This is a genomic window from Bacillus sp. 7_6_55CFAA_CT2, assembly GCF_000238655.1.
Lineage (GTDB): Bacteria > Bacillota > Bacilli > Bacillales > Bacillaceae_G > Bacillus_A > Bacillus_A cereus.
Genome location: NZ_JH414714.1, coordinates 18,179 through 42,117, shown reverse-complemented (window position 1 = coordinate 42,117; position 23,939 = coordinate 18,179). Strand labels below are relative to the sequence as shown.

The window sequence follows — 23,939 nt, the reverse complement described above, 5'->3', positions numbered from 1 at the left end:
TTTTTATTACATATACCTTTTTACTCGGCAATTCCAAACAATTTAGCTGACCACCGTACACAGCCCCGCCATCAATTCCAATAATACGATTACTACCAAAATACACTCCGCAATCCTCACTACCATGAAGCGTTTTTGTTTCCGTATGCCCAAATACAACAACCTTTTCACCGCTATATCCATTATGAAATTCATTACGGATCCACATTAACGTATATGGTTCAGATTCAGAAACTCGTTTCATCGGTTCAACCCCAGCATGTACAAATATATACTCTTCTGTTTCAATGTAATGATCTAATTCTTGAATAAACTTTATATGTTCCTCTAATACACGAGAGTGTAAAATCGGTTTTTGGAAGTCTTTGTCATTAACCGCAATATCCTCTTCTACAAATCCATAGCTATATAATGTCTTATCTCCACCATTTCTTTTTACCCAATGGTTCCATGAACGTTCCTCATTTGTCGTTAACGCCTTAATCATCATATCTTCATGATTTCCCTTTAAAATGAGTGCTCCCTCTTCTTTCAATTCTCTTACCTTTTCAATTACAGCACGCGCATTTGGACCACGATCTACATAATCTCCCAGTAAGATTAATTGATCCTGTTTCGCATCATATTGTGCTTCTTCCAATAACTGTTCGAACTTTTCTATCTCTCCATGAATATCACTAATAACAAGAATTCTTTTCATATTATCCCCCCTCTTTCTAATTATAGTTCAAAACAACAGAAACTTCCGAATCTTAATCTTAAATCAAATTTATCCCGCATTAACGGGTAGTAAGCCCCCCACTGATTACAGTTTCACTTTATTACAAACTAAACTATTATCCTTACAACAATGTAAGTCTCTTGTCATCCAATTCGATAGTTGTAATTACTGTATTTCCTTATACTGAGAGTAAGAAATGAAACAAAAAATAAGGAGAGATGAGCGATGAAAAAAGTAATGGAAGTTGTAGTAGCGGTAGTAGAGGTTTTCGTAAATGGTAAACAAGTGGCAATGGAGTTAAATAAATAATGAAAAGGACAACATTCACTCTAGACCCTTTACTCATATAAAAGAGATAAGACTTCATCATTTCTTTGATCCCTTATCTCCCTATAAAGAAAGCCGTATCCCTTTTAAGGATACGGCTTTCTCTTATTTTTGACTCGTACGAGCTGAAATGCTAATTGCTCTATCTGTTGCTTTGGCAGCTTCATCTAACGCTTCTTTACTATTCTTCCCGTCATACATCGCTTCTAATGCTTTTACAACTGCATCTCTTGATTCTGGAAATACACTAATTAAAGCACCTTGTGTTGCTGGAGATTGCTTCGTTGCTTGCAGTTGATCTACTGTTACTTTCAACTGTGGGTATTTTTCATATTGCTCTTTTACTAATGGCTCATTATATGCATCTGGATTAATTGAGAAATAGCCTGTTGCAGTATGCCATTTTGCTTGTACGTCTGGCTTCGTTAAATATTTCATAAAGTCCCAAGCACCTTGTTGCGTTTCTTCTGAAACCATATTCGTCATCCATAATGATGCTCCACCAATAACAACACCATTTTGTTTCGAATCCTCTGGATACGGAATATATGAAACACCTACATTAAACTTAGATGCATCAATTAAATCACGAACACCTGCTGAAGAATCTAAATACATAGCAACTTGTCCAGACTGGAACGCGGCACGAATATCATCCCAACTTGCTCCATACTTTCCAAGTGCGCCAGCTTTATTTAAATCATCTAACATTCCAAATACTTTCTGTCCTTCTTTACCGTTAAATACCGCCTTCTTTGCAGCATCCTTACGGCCGTTTTCGTTATCTACATATAAAGCACCTTGTGTCGCTAACAATTCTTCAAAGAACCAACCATAGTTAAGCATGGAGAATCCATATTGTTTTACATTTCCGCCTTCTTTAATCGTTAACTTTTTCGCTGCTTCTTGTAATTCCGCATATGTTTTCGGAGCTTTCTCTGGATCTAAGCCCGCCTTTGCGAAAGCATCTTTATTATAAATTAATACTGGTGTAGATGAATTAAATGGCATAGAATACATTTTTCCATCAACTGAATAATAATTTGTAATTGCTTTTTCTAATTTTGACGTATCGTACTTATCTTTTTTTATCCAGCTATCAATTGGTGTGATTTTTTTACTATCAATCATATATTTCGTTGTAATTTCACTCGATTGAACAAGAGCTGGCGCTTCTTTCGTTGCAGACATCGTTCTAAATTTCGTTAAAGACTCTTCATATGTTCCTTGGAACTCTGCCTTTATCTCATATTTATTTTGCGACTTATTATAGTCTGCAACAAGACCATCTAGTACTCCTTGTGTTTTTCCACCCATCGCATGCCAGAAGCGAATTACAGTTTTATCACCATTTTTTTCAACTGGTGCTACTTTTGCCTGTGCTTCAGGTTTTCCTTCTGTTTTACTATTTGAACAAGCGGCACTAGATAATGCCATTGTTGCTACCATTAATAGAGCAGCACCTTTTTTAACTAGACTCATTTAAATCTCACCTTCTCTTAGTTATTTAATTGCACCTTTTGTTAATCCTTGTTGTAATTGCTTTTGCCCTAAAAATAGTAAAATCAATGTTGGAATAACGATAACCGTAACACCGGCCATTACGCTTCCCCAATCAGTTGCAACTTCTTGAGACTGAAGCTGCTTCACACCGATTTGCACTGTTCTTACTTTTTCATCAGTGGTCACTAAAAGTGGCCATAAATACATATTCCATGTTGTTAAAAAGCTATATACTCCAAGCGTAATAAAACTCGTTTTACAATACGGAATTACAACGCTGAATAAAAATCTTATATTTCCAATCCCTTCAATAAACGCAGCTTCTTTCAGTTCATTCGGAAGTGTCATAAAATGTTGACGTAACAAGAAAATACCGAAAGCTGTTGCAAAAAACGGCACTGTCATCCCGGCAAAACTATTGATCCAACCAAAGTTTTGAATCGTTAAAAAGTTAGGCACCATCGTTGCTTCCCACGGAATCAGCATCGTTGAAATAAACAGGAAGAAAATTAAGTTTCTCCCTTTAAACTGAAGAAAAACAAAAGCATAAGCTGCTAAACTTGATACGATAAGTTGTCCAATCATAACGACTGTCGATACAATTAAACTGTTATATAAGTATGTAAAAAGCGGTACCTTTTGAAAAATATTAATAAAATTATCAAAAGTAAATTGAGTCGGAAATAACCTTCTCATTTGAATATCGTCTGGTGTCATAAAGCTTATTAAAAATGCATACAGTACAGGAAAAAATACCATTACTGCACTAATAATGAGCAGCATGTATAATAGGAAATTTTGTTTCCACTGTTTAACAATCATTTATAATGCACCTTTCTCTCAGCAAACTTAAATTGAAGTAATGTAGCAATGAAAATGAAAACAAATAATACCATTGCTTGTGCACTTGCTGTTCCAAATTGATGATTCACAAACGCCTCTTTGTAAATCGAGTACACAATCAAATTCGTTGCATCATTTGGTCCACCGTGCGTTAAAATATCAATTTGCCCAAAGCTTTGGAACGCACTAATTAATGTTACTGTTACAATAAAGAATAAAGTTGGTGATAGCATCGGTAATGTAACACGGCGAAGTTTATATAAATAACTAGCACCATCTATAGATGCACTCTCATATAACGACGTATCGATATTTTGTAAACCACCTAATATAACTAAAAATGCAAAACCTGTATTCACCCAAACTGTTGTAACTGATACAGAGAATAGTGCCCAGTCCGGACTCGTTAACCATGCGATTGCAGGAAGGTTCATAGAGGCTAATATATTATTAAATAATCCTACACTTGGATGAAATAAAAATAGCCAAATCACTGCACTAGCGGCTACTGATATTCCCATCGTCGAAGAAAACAGAACTCGGAATAACCCAATACCTCTTACTTTTCCATTTGCAATCAATGCAAGAAACAAGGCAAATATAATACTCGTAGGCACTGTATATAAAACAAATAATAAAGTTGATTTTATACTTTTGTAGAAGGCTGGATCAGAGAATAAGTATTGATAATTTTCTAAGCCAACGAAAAGATTAGCTTCCCCATGTATATCGGTTAAATAAAAGCTATAGTAAATCGTCCTAAACAATGGATAGAACAAAAAAATCGAAAATAACAAAATAGATGGCGCCAAAAACAATAATCCTATTCTTAAATCTTTCGTTCTCCCCCATAATTTTTTCTTTTTTGACACCTTTGTTTGAACTGGTAACTTACTTACTCCGATCATTATTTCGCCACCACTTTCAACTCTTCTTCAGCTACCACTTTTAAGCGTTCATTCGTGTTTTCATTAAAGAAGCATAACTTTTCTTGCGAGAATAATAATTTTACTTTGTCACCTTTGTTCAAGAGTAACTGTCCGATGACTTTCGCACTCCAAGTTGTTCCATTTACCGCAAAGTTCAATATAGATTCATTCCCTAATACTTCTACAGATTGCAACGTCACTTCTTGTCCCTCCTCAGACAGTGCAATATGCTCAGGGCGCATGCCTATGCGAATTGTTCCTTCTGGTAATTGCTTTAACTGTCTAATAGATAATGGAATTTGCAATTGCCCTATATGTAATACACCTTTTTCTTTATTTACTTCCCCATCATTTATATTCATAGAAGGAGAACCTATAAAGCTTGCAACAAATTCGTTTGCAGGTTCGTTATATATGTCAAGTGGTGTTCCAACTTGCTGTATACTTCCTTTATTTAAAACCATGATACGATCTCCCATAGTCATCGCTTCTATTTGATCGTGGGTAACGTAAATCATCGTAATTCCTAATCGCTGCTGAATTTCTCTAATTTCAATTCTCATTTGCGCACGTAATTTCGCATCCAAATTCGAAAGTGGTTCATCCATTAAACAGATTGGTGCTTGACTCACAATTGCCCTGGCAAGTGCAACACGCTGTCTTTGTCCGCCTGATAATTGGCCTGGTTTCATTTTCACATACTCTTTCAGTCCTACCATTTCAATAGCTTCCATTAATCGCTTTTGTCGCTCTTCTTTTTGTACTTTTCTTACCTTAAGTCCAAATAAAATATTTTCTTCTACAGATAAGTGTGGATATAATGCATAATTTTGAAATACCATTGATAGATTACGGTCTTTCGGCTCTAGATCATTTGCAACACGTTCATTAATAATTAAATCTCCTGAAGAAATCTCTTCTAAGCCAGCGATCATTCGTAATAATGTGCTTTTCCCGCATCCCGAAGGTCCAACTAAAACAAAAAATTCACCCTTCTTAATATGAACCGATACGCCTTTAACCGCTGTCTCTTCTGCATTTTTATATACCTTTGAAACATTTTTCAATTCAATCACAAGGTTGCACTCCTTTTTTCTTCTTGTATCCATACTTCATAATGACTTGTTGAAATCGCACTTGCTCCTGCACGAATTGCAATTTCCGCATCTTCTCGCGTTTGAATCAATCCTCCTGCAATAATAGGAAACTCTATTTCCTCTACTAGCTGTTTAATAATAGAAGGCATAATCCCCGGCATAATCTCTACTGCATTTGGTTTAGTCGTTTTACAATTTTCAATTGATTTAGTAAGAGATAAAGTATCTACAATAAAAATACGTTGAATTGTTTTCAATCCAATTTTATTAGCATTTCGAATTGTTGAACCCTTTGTTGAAATAATACCTTGTGCCCCGATAACATCTTGAATATACAAAAGCGCTTCCTCTGTATTCGTATTTAAGCCTTGTATAAAATCACAATGAAGAAATACATCATGTCCATGTTTCTGCAATTCATATACACGCTCTGGTAATTCCAGCATTGAACCAGTCATAAGAAAAACTGTTTTCGGCAATTTTTTGTATGCTTTGTATCCTTTCCAATCCTTTATCATCGCAATATAAGGTTCTTTAAACATTTTTTCCACCTAACTGTTCTATTTTTATCCAAACTAAAAACACCTACTTACATAGAACGCCTTTCTCCTTATTTGAACTCTAGGGAATAGAGCACACCTAAGAAAGTGGCACATTATATGTAAGTGGGTGTTCTCAAATGTTCTCTACCCTATTTATTTTGTTACCTTTACTATATTACGCATTTATTAAGTCAGTTTTGATAGATTGTTAATTAGGTGTTAATCGAATGTTAATATTCACCATATTTTCTTAATATTAATCTAGATATACAAATAAATCCCAACGGCAAACAACTATCTTTAAAATTTAAGTGATATGCAAATTCATTCCATAGTTAATTAGTTTTAGTTTTCTCGCAACGGCTTGTGAAGCATAATTATTCCAAGAAGTACTATAAAGTGGAATGCTTTTTTCTTCTTGTATTGATATCGCCCAGGCTGTAACACCATCAGTACCATATCCGTTCCCTTGAAACTCCGCTAAAGTTTCCACACTTGCCTCAGCAGCTACGGGCGTACTTCTGGCACTGCAACAAACAGAAACTACCTTTTCATTTTTTACAATTGCCAAATAAGGTTGCCTCCTTATTTACTCCATTTACCATCCATTCATAATCTATTTTTCATGTTCAAAATAAAAATCCCATTCAAATACACATTACTGAATCCATCATACTAACTGATTTCTTCATTCTGTCTATCTAAATGGGATTATTTTTCCGTTTTTTACTCTACTGGTTGTTGTGGCTGTACTACTTCATTCGCTCCAGCTACCCTCAACATATTTACAATATCTTTAAAACCTCTTTTTTCAGCGTATTGCAGTGGCGTCAGATGTTCCTTGTTAGCCATGTTTACATCTGCACCGTGATCAATAAGCAATTGAATTACTTTCTTATGGTTTTCACTACCATTTCCTAATACAATTGCTTCTAATAACGCTGTTCCACCACGTTCATTTTTATAATTCACATCAATATCTGTATGCTCTAATAATTCTTTAACAACCTCTACATGGCCACGCTCAGATGCAGAAATAAGTGCTGTCCCACCTGACCTAGTCGTTTCTTTCGTATTAACTCCTGCATTAATTAATACTTTTACAATATCCGTATATCCTTCTCTACTTGCATAAAGAAGTGGATTACTTTTTTTCTCATCTTTAATTTCAATATTAGCACCTGCACCAATTAATGCTTTAACTGTCTCTACATGATTTTGGTACGTCGCTGCAAGGACAGGCGTTTCTCCGTTGTCACCTTCTACGTTTATATTCGCTCCATCCTGAATCAACTTCATAGCTGTCTCTGTGTCTCCAAGGGTAGCTGAAAGTAACAACTGTTTGTCCATTAAATTTATACTTTTCTCTTCTTTAGATTCTTCCTGTTCTTTATGCTTCTCTTTTTTCTTTTCATTTTTCACATGAACCGGTTTCGATTCTGGTTCTTCTTGCTTATCGCAAGCCACTACCGTCATTAAAAGTCCTAATAAAATACATAATAAAATTTTTTGTTTTCTCACAACTACAGCTCCTATGAAAGATAATGTTTTCTTAACCATTCCTCCATCACATACAATAACTCTTCTTGAGTACATTTATCCATAAGCCCTTTAGATTCCTTCTTTAATCGGATTATCTTAAGCTTATACTATGTTTCTCAACCTATTGAAATGATACGCCTGATGGCCCCATCATTAACATTATGAAGCAATTAGTTTAGCACGTTTTTACCGCATTTGTATACATTTCTAAAAAGTACATAAAGTGAAACTTTAATTAGTAGGGGTTTTGTTCATCCACCACTAATTATTAGCCCACACCAATCGGGCTTTTACGGGCAGCCCGACTCCACCTAACTTCTTTGCTTTCACTAAATTTTGAGGTGGGGATCTTATTGCCCGTTAATGCGGGATAAATGATTGCTTTAGGTTACTATATTCCATTGTAACCGTTCTGCTAAAAATTTTACACCTTTTCTATATTTGCACCTGAGTAATAATAGAAAAAGACAACTACATAGTTGTCTTTTTCTATTAATGATGTCCACCATGATTTCCTGCTTTCGGTTTCCCCATCATCTCTTTATTCATTTCCCATTTATGCTCTGCTAGCTCTTTATACGAAAGAACTTTCCCCTTATAGTTAGATACAAAGCTCTCTGCATCTTTTTTATTTTTAAATGAAATGACATTATAAGCCATCGGTGTCGTTATTGTTTTATCATATACGTAAGTAGCGTCTTCTAACGAAATCCAATCTTTCGAATCATAATCTCGGACAAATTTCTCTTTCGTCTTTTCATCTGAGTTGATCTCCATCCATTTATACATACAACCGATATCATCAAACTTTAACGCTTTTCCATTTTCTAAAATAATTTCTGTTGCAAATTGATTATCTGTTACCCCAATTTGGCAAATATCACATTTATCATGTTTCTCATCAATGGCAACAGCTGCTGTTTCCTTTTTCCCACACCCGACTACCGTAAATACGAAACATAAACATATAGCAAGTACGACATATTTTACTTTCATCAATATTCCTCCCTAGAAACCGTATACTCCACGAAAAGAATACCAAAAGGTTGTGTGAGATTTGTGAAAAAACAATGTGCTTTTTGTAATATAGGAAACAAAAAAAGATGTGTAGTTATTTCTACACATCTCTCATCACTCACAACCTGTAATTAATAAATCATCTTCTAATTTAACTAATAATGTATCCGCACTAATTTCCTGTCCAACTTCTACATTTACCAATCTTATATTTCCACTAATCCCGACTGCAATTTTTTTTAGCTCACCGTCATTTTTTCGGATCATCAGTAATTTTTCCCATTCATATACGTAAGAAGATTCATTAATAAAAATCTCCTCTACTTTTCCTTCATAAGAGCTATAAATCTCTTCTATTCTCGTTTTCATATAACATCTACTCCCTATTTCACACTTCACTATTTTCATCTTATTCTACCATTCTTACGAGGAGTGGCTTACTTTTTAAAAATTCAAATTAACTACCGTGAACAAAATGAACAAAATAAAAATTATGCTTCTAATGATGTTATTTTTCAAATTATTTACCATTTGAATAGCTGCTTTTATTATAAATAAAAAACCTTTTTCTGAATTTTTATTCTATTTTGAAAGCGCAATCATTCTTTTGAGGGGGAAATTACATGTTAGCACTACTTGGATTTGCGATGGTATTTGTCTTTATGTTTTTAATTATGACGAAACGTATGTCAGCACTAGTAGCCTTAATATTAATTCCGAGTGTTTTTGCAGTAATTGGCGGATTCTATGCCAATATGGGGCCTATGATGTTAGAGGGGATTCAAAAATTAGCACCTACTGGTATTATGCTTATGTTCGCTATTTTATATTTTGGGATTATGATTGATAGCGGTTTATTTGATCCTGTCATTAGTAAAATTTTAAAATTTGTAAAAGGAGATCCTTTAAAAATCGTTGTCGGAACGGCTATATTGACTATTATCGTTTCTCTAGATGGTGATGGTACAACAACATACATGATTACAGTTTCCGCAATGTATCCACTATATAAGCGCCTTGGAATGAACCCCCTCATATTAGCTGGAGTTGTTATGTTAGGGGCGGGGGTAACAAATCTTACACCTTGGGGTGGACCCACAGCTCGTGTTATGAGCGCACTTGGACTTGAGGCTTCCGAATTATTTACACCTCTTATTCCAGGAATGATTGCTGGTGCAATTTGGGTTGTTTTCGTTGCCTACTATCTTGGAAAAAAAGAAAGAAAACGTTTAGGAATTATGGATGTACAGTATTTAAAACAAATGCAAACAATGGATGAGCAAGCTGCAACTGTTGAAGCTGTAGCGCATAAACGCCCTAAACTTCTATGGATTAACTTTTTATTAACCGCTGCATTACTTGTTTGTCTCATACTAGAAGTTATGCCGTTACCTGTTTTATTTACAGTCGCTTTTGCTATCGCTGTTATGATTAACTATCCAAACTTAGAACAACAGAAAGAACGTATTGCTTCTCATGCAGGGAATGTATTAGCAGTTGTTTCTCTCGTATTTGCTGCCGGTATTTTCACTGGTATTTTATCTGGAACAAAAATGGTAGATGCCATGGCTAACAGTGTAGTAACTCTTATACCCGATGCACTTGGACCACAATTGCCAATTATTACAGCTCTTCTTAGTATGCCATTCACATTTTTCATGTCCAATGATGCATTTTACTTTGGGGTATTACCTATTTTAACTAAGGCTGCTGCTACTTACGGAATTAGTGCAGCTGAAATGGGACGTGCTTCCTTACTTGGGCAACCCGTTCACTTATTAAGTCCTCTTGTTGCATCCACTTATTTATTAGTTGGGATGGCAAAAGTTGATTTTGGTGAACATCAACGTTTTACTTTATTGTGGGCAGTTGGAACGACAATGGTGATGTTGATTACTGGCATTGTAATTGGGATTATTCCAATATAAGACGCAAAAAACAGTAGAAGAAATAAATCCTCTACTGTTTTTTATTATGAAGAAACAAGAAAATACCGTCTCTCCGGTCTCCCCACACTCCCATATATTAGCTCTGCGTGGACTTTCTTCCCAGATATTAAATACTCTAAATAGCGCCTTGCAGTTGATCGACTTACGCCTACCATTGAACTTAGTACCTCTGCTGTAATCCCTTCTTCATTAACTGTTAACATATGTTTTTTTATTTTTGCTAAAGTTAAGGGGTCTATCCCTTTCGGGGCATATTCCATTTCATTTCCCTTTACGCCTCTTTGAGACCATAAATGTTCTATTTGTTCTGTAGATAATTGATTATTTTTCTTCAGCTGCACAATCTTTTTTTGATAACTTTCCAAACTCGCCTTAAATCGATCAAACATTAGTGGCTTTACAATATAATCTGTTACTCCGCCCCGCAGGGCGTGCCTCACTACATCTGTTTCCGATGCCGCTGTAATCATAATAATATCTGTATCGTGCAAATGATGCCTAATATATGTGACAAGTTCCGTTCCTTGCATATCAGGTAAGTACACATCTAATAACACAAGCTGTGGCTTCACAAGCTCTAGCCATTCTTTCGCTTGTTCTCCAGTCGTTGCCGTTCCAATTACTTTAAATCCCTCAATTTTTTCAGTAAAACGACGATGAATGTCAGCAATCCGAATATCATCTTCTACAATTAATACTTCAATCTCCTCACCCATTACTATTCGCCTCTCTCTTTCGGTAGTGCAATAATAAATAACGCACCACCTAAATCCCCTTTTTCAATTGCAATACTTCCATTTAAATCTTCTACTAACTCTTTCACTTTTGCTAATCCATATCCTCGCTCTCCTCCTTCTTTCGTCGAAAAGCCTTTATAGAATATGCTAGTAATTATTTCATCATGAATCCCTTGCCCTGAATCTTCCACTTCAATTACTATTTCTTCTCCAATATCAGTTACAAACATCCTTACTGTCTTATCATTCTCTTCATTTTTTTCAATTGCTTCAAATGCATTCGTAATTAAATTTCCTAAAATAGAAACGACATAATTACTCTCAATATGTGGACTTAATTTTTCTAAACCACTTTCTCTATCTAGCATAAAATCAATCTTCAACTCTCGTGCTCTATTATAAAATCCAATTAAAATTCCACCTAGCCATGGATTTTGAATCCGCTTCATAATAAATTGAACAAAATCTTGATATACCGCTGTTTCCTTATGAATAAGCTCTAAAGCATCTTCGTATGATTCTAATTGGATAAGACCTGAAAGCGTATACAATAAATTGTTATATTCGTGCGCTTGCGCTCGTAATGCCTCTGTATATTGCTTCGTCTGAGATAATTCTGCTGTTAACTGATCCATTTCAGATTTCAAACGTAAGCTCGATACAACGCCAGTTACTTTATTCTTTACTTTAATAGGTAGACGGTTCGCAATAACAGCCTGTCCTTTTATATTTAATTGGCGATCAAACTGTTCTTCACCAGTTTGAAGTACATCTAGTATCGTTGAATTAGGAATTACATTTAAAATAAATTCCCCAATAATATTTTGTTGTTTATCTAGCGAAAGAATATCATAAGCTGCTTGATTGACTAAACTAATCATGCCATTTTTATCGATTACAATAATCCCTTCACGTACAGATTGAATCACTGTACTATGCTCTTCATATAAAGAGGAAATTTCTTCTGGTTCCATACCGAACATCATTCTTTTTATACTTGCCGCTAAATATATAGAGCCGATTACTCCAATTAATAGCCCTATTATTGTAATCCAAAATACACGCTTTCCATACACTTCTACCGCTCCATGAATATCGTCCATTGAAAATCCAACAGACACCACACCAATGATTTCATTTTCCTGATTACGGATTGGAACTTTTCCACGTAATGAAGGGCCTAATGATCCAGTTGCTTTCGAAACATATGATTTTCCTTCTAATAAAACACCTTTGTTATCTCCACCAATCATCGCTTCTCCTATTTTATCTCGCTCAGGATGCGCATATCGAATCCCCTCTTTATTTCCAACTACAATGAAGTCAGCCTCTGTATCCATTCGAATTCTTTCTGCAATCGGCTGAATGATAGAAGCTGGGTTTTCTTTTTGAAAAGCTTCCTTTATTTCAGGTATAGCAGCAACTGTTTTCGCAACATGCAAAGCTCGTTTCCCAATTTGCTCTTCTACCGTTTCAGATAATATGTAATAAAATAAATAACTCGTTAGCATAAGTACAACTAAAATAAGTGTACTTATAGTTAATGTAATTCTCGGTTGGAGTTTTAATTTTTTAAATTTCAAAACCATTCCCCTAACATGATTAAAGATAGAATTTAAAGAATATACAGTCTCTTTAATTATACTTAATCATAACACGGTTACTCTATATTTCTTTCTTTTTCTCTTCATAAAAAAAGAAACGAAGTAAAATTACTACCTCGTTTCTTAACATTCGTTATTACACTTTAAACTTACTAATCATCTCTTGTAATTCTTCTGCCATTTGTGATAAATGAACTGCTGCTGCATTTATTTCATCTACTGAAGCTAATTGTTCCTCAGAGGAACCAGCAATATTTTGAACACTTGCTGCATTTTCTTCAATCGTAGCTGCAATTTCATTAATAGATGTACTTACTTGTTTTGCATCTACCGTCATTTGTTTTGCTACATCTACCATGCTATCAATTTGTACAACTGTATCATTTGTAGACTTCAATATTTCGGCAAAGCTTTGCTTCGTTTCATTTGCAACTACAAGTCCTGATTGTACTTCTACTCCAACTTGATTCATAGAGCTTACTGTTTCTTTTATATCAAATTGAATCTCTTTCACTAGTTTCCCAATTTCCGTAGAAGACTGTCCTGATTGTTCTGCTAGCTTTCGCACTTCATCTGCTACAATTGCAAATCCTCTTCCTTGCTCTCCAGCTCTCGCAGCCTCAATTGCCGCATTTAACGCTAATAAATTTGTCTGTTCAGCAATATGTTGAATCACTTCAAGGATTGCTCCAATTTGTTTCGACTTATCGTCTAACAAACCAATGATTTTGTCTGACTGCGAAACAGACTCATGAATTAATTGCATTTGATTCACAGTTTGTTCAACTAACTTCCCACCATTTTCAGCTTTTTTCTTCGTATACATAGAGGCTGTAGATACTAATGAAGAACTATCTGCAACACGCTGAATTCCTTCTGTAACCTCTTCTAACAATGTTGCTCCTTCTTCAACTTCTTTCGTTTGTATTTCTGCACCACTTGATACTTGCTCTATCGCCTGTGTAATTTGTTCCGTTGCTTCGCTTGTCTGCTTCATACTAGCTGTTAATTCTTCTGAAGATGCCGCTACATGACTTGCTGAAGTGTTTATATTGGAAATGACACTTTGTAACGATGCAGCCATCTCGTTAAAACTTTCTCCTAGCTGTCCAATTTCATCTTTAGAATGAACTGTAATTGACTCTGTTAAATCGCCTTCACTAATCTTTTTCGATGATATAACAAGTTGTTTTAACGGACTAATAATAGAAGCAATTATGAAGTAAATTAAAATCCCACCAATTACTAATGAAATACCAATAACAGTTATTGTTTTATAGAAAATAGGGTTAGCTGCTTCGATAATTTCTTTTGAAGGCATAATTCCTGCTATTTTCCATCCAGTCTGCTTATTTGTTATAAAGGTAATATTGCGATCATCACCATCAAGTTTGAATTTAAAATCACCTGTTTCTTGTTTATACAATTCCTTCTCCACTTTTTCTTCTACCTTGTCACCTGGCTTCATCGTTGGATGCGCTATTACATTTTTAGATTGGTCAAAGATTGCTACATATCCTTTTTTGCCGATATTGACCATTTTTGAAGTATTTACAATATCATTAATAATTAAATCAATACCGAGAACACCACTTTTATCCTCATTTTGTTTTGCTATTGTAATAACAATATTCCCTGTTGTACTTGACTTATATGGGGCTGTGATAACCACTTCTCCGCTTTTTTTCGCTGCTTCTTTATACCAATCTCTTTCGGTAGGATTATACCCATCTGGCATTTGAATAGACGGTGATTGAATAAATTGTCCCGTACTAGATCCCGTATAAACTGCTTCTATTTCTGGATGTAATTTATTATATTCTTCTAATTTATTTTGCACATTTTGGAGCTGATCAGTTCCGTAACTTACTCCATTAAATAACTTTGTAAAATATACTGCGTCTACCTTTTTACTGTCTATCTCCTTGTTAATAACATTATTTAAAATCTTTACGTTATCTTTCGCTGATTGTAAAATTGTTTCATTAAAATTTGTCTTTGCTTGTTGATAAGACGTCCAACCAATTACAATACTTGGAAGAATTAAAATGATAACAAATGACACAAGTAACTTTGCTTTTAGACTACTACTCCTTAATTTCCCTTGAAACATATTTCTACCCCTCCATACCTTTTTAAATGTAATTATCTCACATTTAATTTATTTATATAAATTACACGATTAATTGTATTAACTCTTTGTCTCTTTTTCTATTAAAGAGTTAATACATACCTTTTTCATTCTATATAAATTAAATAATTAAAACAATATATAAAAATGTATATTATTCGAAATATTATAATTCACAGAAGAACCTCTAGCATCGTACTTACTAGAGGTCTCTCCCGCCTTACTATTCTTTCTCTTTTTCTACTTCTTTTTTCTCATCTTCTACTACAGATACAACAGGTTTATCACTTGATAATTGTTGTACCGCTCCTTTTCCTGCAAATCCTTCTAATAGCTCTTTTAAGTCAATTCCAGAAGAAGCTTTTAACGTTTCTTGCATTGTTGCCATTAAATCAGTCGCATAACCTGCAACTTTTCCGGCGCCGCTATTTTTACCACCGCCACCTGTATCGACAACTGTAATTTTATCAATATTGCTAAGTGGGCTTGCAATTTCTTTCGCATAACTTGGAAGCATTTTAAGAACCATATCCATAATTGCCGCTTGGCCATATAACTCGAATGCCTCTGCAATTTTTTGTTTCGCTTCTGCCTCTGCTAAACCTTTTAATCTAATAACATCCGCTTCCGCTGTACCTTGTGCTTTTTGTACTTCTGCTTTTGCTTGACCTTGCGCTTTTTCAATTTCCGCCTTCGCCAAACCTTCTACACGTACTTCTTCTGCACGAGCTCTCGCTTCAGCTTCAATCTTATATTGATCCGCATCTGCCTTTTTAATTTGTTTCACTTTTTCTGCTTCCGCTGATTGCTCAACAGCATAGCGATCTGCATCTGCTTTTTTCTTAACTTCTGCATCATATTGCTTCTCACGACGCGCAATCTCTTTTTCTTCTAATTCAATTTGTTTCTCACGCTCAATGATTTTAACGCGCATTTGCTCTTCTGTAACACCTTGTTGTGCTTTCGCTTGTTGTAATTCGTAAGAAAGATCCGCGTCTGCTCGAGCTTGTTCTTGCTCTCTCTTATAAGATTGTACTTTTAATTCTTTATGTTTTTCAGCTTCAGCGATTTGAGCATCACGTTGATATTCAGCTTCTTTTGCTTCTTTCTCAGCACGAGCTTTTTCAATACGAGCTTCTTTTTCACGCTCTGCATTCGCAATTGTTGCATCACGCTTCACTGTCGCAATTTGCGGCTGACCAAGTGCATCTAAGTAACCATTCTTATCCATAATTTCTTTAATTGTAAAGGAAACGATGCGAAGACCCATTTTCTTTAAATCAGTAGAAGCTACTTCATGTACTTTTTGAGCAAATTGCTCTCTATTACTATACGCATCTTCTACTGTCATAGAAGATAAAATCGCACGTAAATGACCTTCTAAAACTTCTTTTGCTTCTACTTTTAACTCTTCTGTTTCTTTTCCTAAATATTGCTCAGCTGCTGTAGATACTTCTTCAATCGTAGAACCTACTTTAATAATAGAAACACCATTTACTGTAACTGGAACACCTTGCTTCGTATACGTATCACGTGTACCCACTTCTAACTTATAGTTTAATAGGCTTAAAGGCTCTGCTCGTTGCATAATTGGAACTACGAATGTACCGCCACCGCGAATAATCTTAATCTTCTTTCCATCATCAGTGGTAACTACATTTTTTCCGCCACCAAGCCAGTTCCCTGTAACAATTAACGCTTCATCTGGTCCAACTGTTCGATACTTCGTAATGAATACTAAAATGAGTAGAATTAAAATTGCGAGTAACACTCCACCAATAATTAATGGAATCGTCATGTGAATTCCCCCTTATAATTTTGGTTTTTTTAAAGAATAAGCGATGTTTTGTACAAGTAAAACACCATCTTGGACTCCCTCGATAATAACTTCAGTTCCTTGTGAAATATCTTTTTTCCCAATTGTTTTAGCTGGAATTGCATTACTTCCAAATTGAGAGGATATTAGTACTTCTCCAAATCCTTCTGTAGGAATTGTTGTAATGACTTCCCCTTTGCAACCTATGAACTCATCCATACGTTGCACAGTATTTTGTTCTGCTTCTGCAATTGGCTTTAAAATTAGTATTTTCATTATGAATACACCAATAAAGGATATAGCACATGCAGCCCCGAAAATAAGAATGCTATTAAAGGAAAATAAATATTCTCCTATATAACTAAGCCCACATAACATGGCGAAAAAACTAAGTAATAAAGTAACAACGGATACCGATCCGCCTCCAAAACTAAATATGGATTCAAATATATCTCCAAAAAAGATATAAATCACAGTGAGTATAGTAGCAATAATAAATCCGTATAAATAAATTGTTTCAAGTGGATAACCAAACAAAACCATTTCTTATCCCCCTCTCTTAAACAATCCCTTTTTTGTTATGTGTATGCCCCACCTCTTTCAAAGATTATAGTTCTTAATTTTCAGTTATTTATCTTTTAAAGAAAAACCTGTAAGACAGGCCTCTAAAAAAGAACAGGAGAAACCTATTGTGACAGGCTCCTCCTAGAAAATAACCGATATATTATATATCTATATAATATACTATTTTCCACAAAAAGTAAAGTTAAACATACATTGGAAAAGTACTTATTTTATTGATAATTTGTACGTTCCATCGCCATTATCATATTTATATACATACAAATAATACTTACCTGGTTTTGCATTCATTTTTGCCTCTATATGATTTCCATTAGCTTGACCGTAAGCTGCATAATTTTGCATATCTGATTCATGGTGCAGCACCCATGTCATCCCGATTCCATACTCATTTAAAACGGAAATATCGATATCTTTCGCTGATGCTACATTAAATGTATAAACATCAGTGTGGTCCCCGCCAATAAGACTACCTTTTATCGTACTATTTAGCCCGATACGATTTGCTTCCTCTGGACGATTATTTGGTTCTGATTCTGTTAAACTTCCATCTTTAATCGTAACAGTTGTTTCACTTCTGCTCTCTTTGCCTTTATCATCTTTTACTCTTAACGATACTTTATAAGAACCTTCTCTTTCATATACATGTGCTGGATTCACTTCTGCACTTGTGCTTCCATCTCCAAATTCCCATAAATAAGAAACAATTTTTCCATCTTCATCGTTTGAGCCATCACTTTTAAATTGAATTCCCTCTTTTACAAGACCGCTATAAGGGCCATTTATATTAACCGTTGGAGCTTTATTTTCTCCGTCATCTTTTGCGATTCCATGGAAGACTACATCATATTCAAATTCATTTGAACTATTCACACGATAATTGACGAAGTATGCTGTAACAGTTTTGTAGCCACTCCATTCTTTTTGCGCCAATTGTTCTAAAGATTCATTTACTCTTTTACTCATTGCTTTCCAATCTTCTGATTCACCTTTTGTGACACTACCTGTATACGTACCTTCTAATGTAAATGTATTAAAGAATTGAGAATTATGTTTTGTCATTTTTGTATCTTTCATAGGCAACGTATCACTAATTTCTTTCTTCACCGCTGCTAACGACTTCGTTGCATGTTCAGCTAAATAATCATCTGCTACTTCCGGTACATTATATTTATCTTGATTATCGATTAGCTGCTGCATATACTCTTGATACTCTTTATTTAACTTAGGATCTTTACTTAGATTTTCACGATATGCATCATAATTTTTCACGTCATTCGCTCGAATTAAATCTTGAATTTTATCAAACGTTTCAAATTGATGTGTATATAAATAAGATTGCAATGCGAACGAGTAATTATAGAAATCCCAAGAACCGTATTTAGCAAATAGTGTACGCTCTGCTGTATAACGGCTTGCAGGATCAGATGATAATCCGCTAATTATACTCTTTCTTGGTACAACGTTATTCGTACGAGTAGATCCTGCGAAAAACTCTGCATTTCCTTCTTGGAACCAAGTTAGCCTTTCATTTTGATACATATCTCCTCTTCCAAATAAACCAGGAACTTCATATCTCCCTTGCAGATAATGAGTAAATTCATGACGGAATAACTCTTCTAAACTATAAATACTTTGCTCTGGTGTACGCTCATATGTAAAGAATGTACCTGTCTCTTCAATATAAATTCCACCGTTGTTTGTTTCATATCCATACAATTGTCTATTTAACTGATATTCATCTGGACTATTATAAATTACGATCGTTAATACATCATCCGCATTTCCTGGCTCTAACGCTTTGTCATTTCCAATTACCCGGTGATACTGTGCCTTTACTTCCTTCGCAGCCCAATATAGTCTCTTAATTTTTTCTTCTGATACTTTATCTCCTGTTTTGAACACAATTGATCCATCGTCGAATGTATACGTTTTTGGTAAGTATTGCTCTTTTCCTTCTTTACGTATTTTCTCTAAATCTACTGTATTCCCGCTATAATCTTTACCATTATAATTTGTTGTAATTTGTTCTACCGCAACAAAATACGGTTCACTTAAGCGCGGGTACATATGCATTGCTTGTGTAACAACCTCTAATCCTTTATTTGGATTACTATGAAACTTCCCTAAACGGCTAGCAAAATAAATGCCATTATTAACGAGCCATTTATTTTCTGGCGTTACTTCATTTAGAAGAGCAATACGATTTATTTCATTAATAAACCCATCTACTTTTCCATACCACATCGTTTCATTCGCTTCTTTACGAGCCACAGTTAAGTACGACTGTATATCATAGTCAATACCTTGCATAATATCGTATATTGCTTGCCCCTTCATTCGATCATTTACATAAGTAGTATAATTATCATTGTATTGCTTTAAAATATTCGATGCGTATTGAACCGTTTCAACATCACTTGAAGCATTACTAATTAATTTACCGTATGCAGATACGACTGTATCTTGTTCAACTGTACCAAGCTTAAAATTCGGATTTTTTGCGATTGCTTTTAAAGCAGGTAAACATTTGTCCTGGAAGCTTCTTTCATTTAAGTCGCTTAATTCACTATTATAAAATGCAAGATAAAAAGCTGAACGCAGCACTTCAGTAAACGCTTGAATTCCTTTTGAATCATCTTTCGTAAATGTACTACCTCTATGAGCTAATTCATCTATAATGACTTGCATTTTTCCTTTATCTTTATAAAAAGCCTTTGCATCTTCATTAAACTGGAATAAGTCTGTAATTTGGTGCCACTTAATACTGCCTAACGTTTCAACTAATTCTTGATCATTCATTTTGTTTAAATCAGCCATTGAATAGCTTTCTTTAACTTGCTTTACTGCAGTTTTCTTCGTAATAGATGCTGGTCGCTGTGAAAAATCTCCTACTTTTAAACGTTCTTGAAATGATAAAGTTTCATCAACTTTTGAAATATGTCCAACTTCATCTACCGACTTTTCAATTCCAACCGGTTTCGTTTTCAACACGTTATACGGTGCTTTTTCTTCTGCTGCTGCATGAGTTTGAAGTGCGCCTAACGATAAAGCCATTGTACTAATGCTAAGCATCACTTTATTGATCTTTGATTTCTTGTTCATATCCTTGCCCCCTATTTTAATATTCCATTCAAGAATTTAACATAAAATCTGGATGTAACAATATAAAATGCAATATTTCATATTATTTCTTCCTATAATTTGTACATATCGTGAACACATTGCTCTTTACCTCCCTAAAACAAATTGCATCCTTTCACATTATAAAAAGGGAATTTTTTGACAATTTAAAACTTAATTGTTATGATTATTATAATTGTTAACTTTATTAAATAAGGGTGGGATTCTATGATAAAAAAAGAAAACAGTGTATTTTATATCTCCTTCTTGCTAACAACATTATTCATTATATGGGGAATTACCCCAGCAAGTTGGATACAAGGCTACGATTTACAAAGTGTTACATCTTCTTTAAACTCATTTATCCTCAATAAATTTGGGTGGTTTTACTCTCTACTTATGACTACAATGATTATTTTGGCTGCTTATTTAGCATTTTCTAAGTACGGTTCTATTCGTCTTGGTAAAGATGGAGAAAAGCCAAAATATAATTATCCATCTTGGCTATCCATGTTGTTTGGAGCAGGAATGGGGATTGGACTCCTCTTTTATGGAATCGCTGAACCGATTTCACATTTTACAGATCCATTAACAGGAAAAGCGGGGACAGAGGAAAGTGCCAAACTCGCTATGCAATATTCATTTTTCCACTGGGGTCTCTTTCCATGGTCACTATACGCAATGGTCGCTTTAACAATTGCATATTTCACATTCCGCAAACAAAAAGGTGGCACTATCGGGGCTACAGTTACTCCATTATTTAATCGATCGAAAAATTCTCGTATCGGAAAAACAGTCGATATTTTAGCTGTTTTAGCCACAGTATTTGGCATTGTACCATCTGTTGGGATTGGTGCTCAACAAATTGCTGGAGGATTAAGCTATTTATTCCCTTCTATTCATAACACTTTACTTACACAGCTCGTACTTATCGCCATCTTCGCCGTTTTATATTTAACGAGTGCACAAACTGGCTTAGATCGTGGGATTAAATATTTGAGTAACTTAAATTTCTCTCTTGCAGGTATTTTACTCGTCTCCTTTTTATTTTTAGGGCCAACCGTATTTATTATGAAATATTTCACATCTACACTCGGTTCTTATATTGGAGCTTTGCCTAGTATGGGATTAAATTTAGGAGCATTTAATGAAAAATCTTCTTCTTGGATTGAAAACTGGACTATTTTCTATTGGGGATGGTGGATTTCTTGGTCTCCATTCGTCGGTACATTCATCGCTCGTATTTCTAAAGGGCGCACAATAAAAGAATTTATTTTTGGAGTTGTATTAGTCCCGACTCTTATCTGTACATTTTGGTTTGCAGTATTTGGTGGTACCGCAATCCATATGGAAATGTTCCAATCGCTTGGAATAGCTGATGAAATTGCAAAAAATGGTACAGAGATTGGATTATTTGCTGTTATTTCACATCTACCATTCTCTACATTTTTAACGATTATCGGGTTAATTTTAGTAGCCACATTTTTCGTTACTTCTGCCGATTCAGCAACATTTGTTGTTTCCATGCAAACGAGTAACGGAAGTTTATCACCGAAAAATAGTTTAAAACTTATATGGGGATTAACAATCGCGATAATTGCCGCTATTTTATTACAAGCTGGAGGATTAAATGCACTACAAATCGCAGCTATAATTGCTGCGCTACCATTTTCTATTGTAGTCGTTCTTATGGTTACTTCACTCTTTAAAGAGCTACGAAAAGAAGATGTTAATTTGCAAACGAAAGAAGTGCCGAAAAAAATAAAAAAGGTTATGTAACGATTGGCGCCTCAAATCACTTCTAAATCCGTAATAAAACCCATTCATATGAATGGGTTTTTCACTCTATTATATAGTGTTGTAAACATGCTTTTTCCTCAAAACCTACTTTCTTGTACAATTTCATCGCATGATCATTATTCGTATTCAAACATAGTACTATCTCTCTCATCCCTTGGAAAGAGAAAATATACTGAATTGCCCCTTGCAATATCCGCTCTCCGACACCTTTTCTTCTACTATTTTCAGCGGTTGCAATAAATTCAATATTAGCTTCATGAAACTCCGGATTTACTTCAACATATACATAACCTTCTAACTTACCATTCTTCATACTTACAAATAATTTATTCGTATCACTTAAACGTTCAATGATTTCATTTCCTTCATAATATGTATTAGGAAAAATATTATTATGTAAAACAATAAACTGCTCAAATACTTGTTGAGATGCTTCCTCTACTTGATTTATTGTACATTGCTCCACATTAGTTTTCTTTAAAATTAAAACGCTATGTTTCTCTTGTTTTTTAGCTTGTAAATATTTCATAAAGTCGATACCATTACTATTTTTCACGTGATAAAATCCATGAAACTTTTGAATATGAAGTGGAATTTTCTCGATAAGTTTCTTCCACATACTTAAAGCAATCTCTCCCCAATTCGAAGCTATAATAAAAGGCCCCCAAATCTCCGCACTTTCGCTTATCTCATCTATATCAAATCCTAATACACCTACAATTTCATTATTATCATTATAAGAAACGACAAAAGACTTCTCCCACCCTATATCAGAAAAACCATGAAGAATAGCGTCCAATATTTCTTCATGATTTTCCCCGCAATAACCAACATGCTGCGTAATATCTTTATTCATCATCGAAATAAATTCTGCAGCTTCTTCGATCTTTGAAATAGAATTAATATGCATAACTTCCCCTCCTTTTCTAATACACTTAGACAATCACTAGTAATATCCTTCTCTAGTAAAAAAAGACATCATCATATGCATGTTTCTAATAAAACCGCCATGATAATGTCTTCTCAAAAAAGCAAAAATTAATTATATATAATAATAAGATTAAACGTTATTTATTTCTTAAATAATCTCTTTCTAAATACGAACATACTTAGTGCGGAAAGAACAAGTGTTATGCCAGAAAGTAAAGTCGAAGTGCTAGCTTCACCGCCTGTTGATGGTAAAAATTTCTTACCTTCCTCTGGCTTATTAGTATGTTGTTTATTTAAAGTGTCTGCTTTTCTTCCCTCGTTTTCAACAACTTGATTATTCCCTTTTGGCTCTTGATCCAATCCTGTTGCTGATTCTTTTACTTCTTTCTTTGGTTCTTTCGCTTCTTCAACTTCTTTTGTTGGCTCTTTTTCTTCTTCTTTTGTTCCTTCAACTTCTTTTACCGGCTCTTTCACTTCTTCTTTTGTTCCTTCAACTTCTTTTACCGGCTCTTTCACTTCTTCTTTTGTTCCTTCAACTTCTTTTACCGGCTCTTTCACTTCTTCTTTTGTTCCTTCAACTTCTTTTACCGGCTCTTTCACTTCTTCTTTTGTTCCTTCAACTTCTTTTACCGGCTCTTTCACTTCTTCTTTTGTTCCTTCAACTTCTTTTACCGGCTCTTTCACTTCTTCTTTTGTTCCTTCAACTTCTTTTACCGGCTCTTTCACTTCTTCTTTTGTTCCTTCAA

The 23,939-nt window shown here is 34.7% G+C and carries 19 protein-coding genes and 2 pseudogenes; 2 read left to right on the top strand and 19 right to left on the bottom strand.

Annotated features, from left to right (window positions below; genetic code table 11):
- From HMPREF1014_RS25925 to HMPREF1014_RS25880, 10 genes and pseudogenes are all read right to left on the bottom strand, one after another.
- Window positions 1-700 (bottom strand): metallophosphoesterase family protein (locus HMPREF1014_RS25925; RefSeq protein WP_000821966.1); only part of this gene is annotated, 700 nt, incomplete at its 3' end.
- A 453-nt stretch (window positions 701-1,153) separates the two neighbouring features.
- Complete coding sequence (locus HMPREF1014_RS25920; RefSeq protein WP_000060602.1) at window positions 1,154-2,530, bottom strand: ABC transporter substrate-binding protein; 1,377 nt, start codon at window positions 2,528-2,530, stop codon at window positions 1,154-1,156.
- Window positions 2,531-2,551: 21 nt separating this feature from the next.
- Window positions 2,552-3,373, bottom strand: coding sequence for a carbohydrate ABC transporter permease (locus HMPREF1014_RS25915; protein WP_000635946.1), 822 nt, complete (start codon window positions 3,371-3,373; stop codon window positions 2,552-2,554).
- Window positions 3,370-4,302: a carbohydrate ABC transporter permease gene (locus HMPREF1014_RS25910; protein ID WP_000580652.1), complete on the bottom strand. Its 933-nt coding sequence runs from the start codon at window positions 4,300-4,302 to the stop codon at window positions 3,370-3,372. The genes HMPREF1014_RS25915 and HMPREF1014_RS25910 overlap by 4 nt, the downstream gene beginning before the upstream one ends.
- A complete protein-coding gene (locus HMPREF1014_RS25905) occupies window positions 4,302-5,399 on the bottom strand; it encodes an ABC transporter ATP-binding protein (protein WP_000571387.1) in 1,098 nt (365 codons plus the stop codon). The genes HMPREF1014_RS25910 and HMPREF1014_RS25905 overlap by 1 nt, the downstream gene beginning before the upstream one ends.
- Window positions 5,396-5,962: a glycerol-3-phosphate responsive antiterminator gene (locus HMPREF1014_RS25900; protein WP_000472003.1), complete on the bottom strand. Its 567-nt coding sequence runs from the start codon at window positions 5,960-5,962 to the stop codon at window positions 5,396-5,398. Before HMPREF1014_RS25900 ends, HMPREF1014_RS25905 begins: the two co-directional genes overlap by 4 nt.
- A gap of 307 nt (window positions 5,963-6,269) precedes the next feature.
- Window positions 6,270-6,545, bottom strand: a pseudogene (locus tag HMPREF1014_RS25895) (GNAT family N-acetyltransferase); the annotation flags it as partial.
- A gap of 143 nt (window positions 6,546-6,688) precedes the next feature.
- Window positions 6,689-7,558, bottom strand: a complete 870-nt coding sequence (locus tag HMPREF1014_RS25890) for an ankyrin repeat domain-containing protein (RefSeq protein WP_000287336.1) — start codon at window positions 7,556-7,558, stop codon at window positions 6,689-6,691.
- Between the two features lie 438 nt (window positions 7,559-7,996).
- Window positions 7,997-8,500, bottom strand: coding sequence for a nitrous oxide reductase accessory protein NosL (locus tag HMPREF1014_RS25885; protein ID WP_000865665.1), 504 nt, complete (start codon window positions 8,498-8,500; stop codon window positions 7,997-7,999).
- Window positions 8,501-8,635: 135 nt separating this feature from the next.
- The gene (locus HMPREF1014_RS25880; protein WP_000857376.1) at window positions 8,636-8,890 is read right to left on the bottom strand and encodes a hypothetical protein; all 255 of its coding nucleotides are present in this window, start codon (window positions 8,888-8,890) and stop codon (window positions 8,636-8,638) included.
- 254 nt (window positions 8,891-9,144) lie between these two features.
- Between HMPREF1014_RS25880 and HMPREF1014_RS25875 the strand changes: the two genes are divergently transcribed.
- Complete coding sequence (locus tag HMPREF1014_RS25875; RefSeq protein ID WP_000880478.1) at window positions 9,145-10,449, top strand: CitMHS family transporter; 1,305 nt, start codon at window positions 9,145-9,147, stop codon at window positions 10,447-10,449.
- Window positions 10,450-10,493: 44 nt separating this feature from the next.
- Here the strand turns inward: HMPREF1014_RS25875 and HMPREF1014_RS25870 are convergent, their stop codons facing one another.
- From HMPREF1014_RS25870 to colA, 7 genes and pseudogenes are all read right to left on the bottom strand, one after another.
- Entirely contained in the window at window positions 10,494-11,186 is a 693-nt protein-coding gene (locus tag HMPREF1014_RS25870) for a response regulator (protein ID WP_000503463.1), read from the bottom strand.
- Window positions 11,187-11,188: 2 nt separating this feature from the next.
- On the bottom strand, window positions 11,189-12,796 hold the full coding sequence (locus tag HMPREF1014_RS25865; protein ID WP_002004376.1) for an ATP-binding protein: 1,608 nt from the start codon (window positions 12,794-12,796) through the stop codon (window positions 11,189-11,191).
- Between the two features lie 151 nt (window positions 12,797-12,947).
- A complete protein-coding gene (locus HMPREF1014_RS32685) occupies window positions 12,948-13,808 on the bottom strand; it encodes a methyl-accepting chemotaxis protein (protein ID WP_372585468.1) in 861 nt (286 codons plus the stop codon).
- An 81-nt stretch (window positions 13,809-13,889) separates the two neighbouring features.
- Window positions 13,890-14,924: pseudogene (locus tag HMPREF1014_RS32680) on the bottom strand (HAMP domain-containing protein); the annotation flags it as partial.
- A gap of 241 nt (window positions 14,925-15,165) precedes the next feature.
- Window positions 15,166-16,740 (bottom strand): flotillin lipid rafts scaffold protein FloT, encoded by a 1,575-nt coding sequence (gene floT, locus HMPREF1014_RS25855; RefSeq protein WP_000155006.1) that lies wholly within the window; start codon window positions 16,738-16,740, stop codon window positions 15,166-15,168.
- A gap of 12 nt (window positions 16,741-16,752) precedes the next feature.
- Entirely contained in the window at window positions 16,753-17,301 is a 549-nt protein-coding gene (locus HMPREF1014_RS25850; protein WP_000242438.1) for an NfeD family protein, read from the bottom strand.
- 246 nt (window positions 17,302-17,547) lie between these two features.
- Window positions 17,548-20,445 (bottom strand): collagenase ColA, encoded by a 2,898-nt coding sequence (gene colA / locus HMPREF1014_RS25845; RefSeq protein WP_001036401.1) that lies wholly within the window; start codon window positions 20,443-20,445, stop codon window positions 17,548-17,550.
- Window positions 20,446-20,691: 246 nt separating this feature from the next.
- On the opposite strand from colA, the gene opuD reads away from it, so the two are divergent.
- Window positions 20,692-22,242 carry a glycine betaine transporter OpuD gene (gene opuD / locus HMPREF1014_RS25840; protein WP_000591568.1) on the top strand — a complete coding sequence of 517 codons (1,551 nt, stop codon included), beginning with the start codon at window positions 20,692-20,694 and terminating at the stop codon, window positions 22,240-22,242.
- Between the two features lie 61 nt (window positions 22,243-22,303).
- On the opposite strand, the gene HMPREF1014_RS25835 is transcribed toward opuD, so the two are convergent.
- Together HMPREF1014_RS25835 and HMPREF1014_RS25830 are read right to left on the bottom strand one after the other, a co-directional pair.
- Complete coding sequence (locus tag HMPREF1014_RS25835) at window positions 22,304-23,173, bottom strand: GNAT family N-acetyltransferase (protein WP_000547921.1); 870 nt, start codon at window positions 23,171-23,173, stop codon at window positions 22,304-22,306.
- A gap of 161 nt (window positions 23,174-23,334) precedes the next feature.
- Window positions 23,335-23,939: LPXTG cell wall anchor domain-containing protein (locus HMPREF1014_RS25830; protein WP_000341544.1), on the bottom strand; the 605-nt coding region annotated here is incomplete at its 5' end.

Coding starts and splice junctions, on each gene's coding strand:
- HMPREF1014_RS25865 (WP_002004376.1), bottom strand. CDS start 12,796: ATGGTTTTGAAATTTAAAAAATTAAAACTCCAACCGAGAATTACATTA.
- opuD (WP_000591568.1), top strand. CDS start 20,692: ATGATAAAAAAAGAAAACAGTGTATTTTATATCTCCTTCTTGCTAACA.
- HMPREF1014_RS25850 (WP_000242438.1), bottom strand. CDS start 17,301: ATGGTTTTGTTTGGTTATCCACTTGAAACAATTTATTTATACGGATTT.
- HMPREF1014_RS25875 (WP_000880478.1), top strand. CDS start 9,145: ATGTTAGCACTACTTGGATTTGCGATGGTATTTGTCTTTATGTTTTTA.
- HMPREF1014_RS25900 (WP_000472003.1), bottom strand. CDS start 5,962: ATGTTTAAAGAACCTTATATTGCGATGATAAAGGATTGGAAAGGATAC.
- HMPREF1014_RS32685 (WP_372585468.1), bottom strand. CDS start 13,808: ATGAAGCAGACAAGCGAAGCAACGGAACAAATTACACAGGCGATAGAG.
- floT (WP_000155006.1), bottom strand. CDS start 16,740: ATGACGATTCCATTAATTATTGGTGGAGTGTTACTCGCAATTTTAATT.
- HMPREF1014_RS25885 (WP_000865665.1), bottom strand. CDS start 8,500: ATGAAAGTAAAATATGTCGTACTTGCTATATGTTTATGTTTCGTATTT.
- HMPREF1014_RS25915 (WP_000635946.1), bottom strand. CDS start 3,373: ATGATTGTTAAACAGTGGAAACAAAATTTCCTATTATACATGCTGCTC.
- HMPREF1014_RS25910 (WP_000580652.1), bottom strand. CDS start 4,302: ATGATCGGAGTAAGTAAGTTACCAGTTCAAACAAAGGTGTCAAAAAAG.
- HMPREF1014_RS25870 (WP_000503463.1), bottom strand. CDS start 11,186: ATGGGTGAGGAGATTGAAGTATTAATTGTAGAAGATGATATTCGGATT.
- HMPREF1014_RS25920 (WP_000060602.1), bottom strand. CDS start 2,530: ATGAGTCTAGTTAAAAAAGGTGCTGCTCTATTAATGGTAGCAACAATG.
- colA (WP_001036401.1), bottom strand. CDS start 20,445: ATGAACAAGAAATCAAAGATCAATAAAGTGATGCTTAGCATTAGTACA.
- HMPREF1014_RS25835 (WP_000547921.1), bottom strand. CDS start 23,173: ATGCATATTAATTCTATTTCAAAGATCGAAGAAGCTGCAGAATTTATT.
- HMPREF1014_RS25890 (WP_000287336.1), bottom strand. CDS start 7,558: ATGTACTCAAGAAGAGTTATTGTATGTGATGGAGGAATGGTTAAGAAA.
- HMPREF1014_RS25880 (WP_000857376.1), bottom strand. CDS start 8,890: ATGAAAACGAGAATAGAAGAGATTTATAGCTCTTATGAAGGAAAAGTA.